This window comes from Protofrankia sp. CiP1_Cm_nod2 (assembly GCF_920664355.1).
In the GTDB taxonomy this organism is placed as follows: domain Bacteria; phylum Actinomycetota; class Actinomycetes; order Frankiales; family Frankiaceae; genus Protofrankia.
Map to the genome: position 1 here is coordinate 2,411 of NZ_CAKKTL010000034.1, position 1,385 is coordinate 3,795.

The 1,385-nt window shown below is 70.0% G+C and carries 2 protein-coding genes; both read right to left on the reverse strand.

The features are described from left to right. Positions 1-28 precede the first annotated feature (28 nt). The gene (locus tag NBW84_RS05845) at positions 29-967 is read right to left on the reverse strand and encodes a 2Fe-2S iron-sulfur cluster-binding protein (RefSeq protein ID WP_250282413.1); all 939 of its coding nucleotides are present in this window, start codon (positions 965-967) and stop codon (positions 29-31) included. Beyond that, positions 957-1,385, reverse strand: a 429-nt coding sequence (locus tag NBW84_RS05850) for a hypothetical protein (RefSeq protein WP_250282414.1), incomplete at its 5' end; no start/stop codon positions are given. The genes NBW84_RS05845 and NBW84_RS05850, both read right to left, overlap by 11 nt.

A 1,385-nucleotide genomic window follows, 5' to 3' on the forward strand; every position in this document is an offset into this window, starting at 1 on the left:
CGTCGCGCGGTGGCCAGGGCGGGCGTGGTCAGACGTCGAGGACGAGTCGTGCGCCGCGTGCGCGGGAGCAGCACACCATCATCACGGTGTTGGCGGTGCGCTCCTCCTCGGTCAGGAGCGAGTCCCGGTGGTCGACCGTGCCCTCCAGCACCTTGGTTTCGCAGGTGCCGCACACGCCCTCGCCGCATGAGGTGGCGATGTGGATGCCCTGGTCGGCGAGCGCGTCCAACACGGAAACGCCAGGGGGAACGATCACGGTGACACCGGAGCGCTCGGCCACGACCTCGAAGGGCCGGTCGCCCGTGTCGTCGGCCTCGACCGGAGCGAAGCGCTCGACGTGCAGTGTCCCGGGTGGCCAGGAACGGCACGCCCGGTCGACCGCCCTGAGCAGCGGTTCTGGTCCGCAGCAGTAGACCGCGGTCCCGATCCGCGGTTGGCCCAGCGCCGCCGGGATGTCGATGAGCCCGGTCTCGTCCTGGGGTGCGATGGTCACGCGTTCGCCCCTGCCCTCGAGCTCGCGCAGAAAGGCCATCGACTCGCGGGACCTGCCGCCGTAGGTCAGCCGCCAGTTCTGGTTCTCCCGGCCCTCCAGTTCCCGGACCATGGCGATGATCGGCGTGATCCCGATGCCGCCGGCTATGAGGACGTACCGTTGCGCGGCCGCGAGTGGAAACCTGTTTCGCGGGCCCCGGACCTGAATCACGTCGCCTTCGCGGATGTTGTCGTGGATCCAGGCCGATCCGCCACGGCCGTCGGGCGCGTTGAGCACCGCGATGCTCCAGGCCCCGTCACTGCCGCACAGGGAGTACTGGCGTGCGCGTCCCTCGGGCAGCAGCAGATCGATGTGTGCGCCGGCCTGCCAGCCGGGGAGGGCGGCGCCGGAGGGGTCGGCGAGGGTGAGTCCCACGACGTCGTGGGCGTGCTGGACCCGCTCGGTTACCACGGCTTCGCGAGTGTCATCGGTCATGAGCTACTCCTGCGGCGGCTGCTGCGCGGTTCGTCCTTCGCTGGTGCAGTTCGAGGAGAACGCGACCGAACTCCTCGTCCTCACGTCCGGCGGCATGGTGCCGACTCTCACGGTGCCGGTTCTCACGGTGCCGGTTCTCACGGTGCCGGTTCTCACGGTGCCGGTTCTGTAGCAGTTCGAGTTCCCTCTGCAGTGCGTCGTTGCGCGCGATGAGATCGTTCAGCCCACGGTCCGTGACGCCGGGCGCAGGCTGCGGCCGGCGTGGCTGCCTCGTGCGCCGCACCCCGGCGAGCCGGGCGAGGCTGGCGAGCGTCACCTCCAGGTCGACGTTGTCCGTTTCCAGATAGTGATGCTGCACATCCCACGTGTCCGCGAGCCTGCCGAGGACATGGATCGCCGCGCGCAGCTGGCGGGCGGC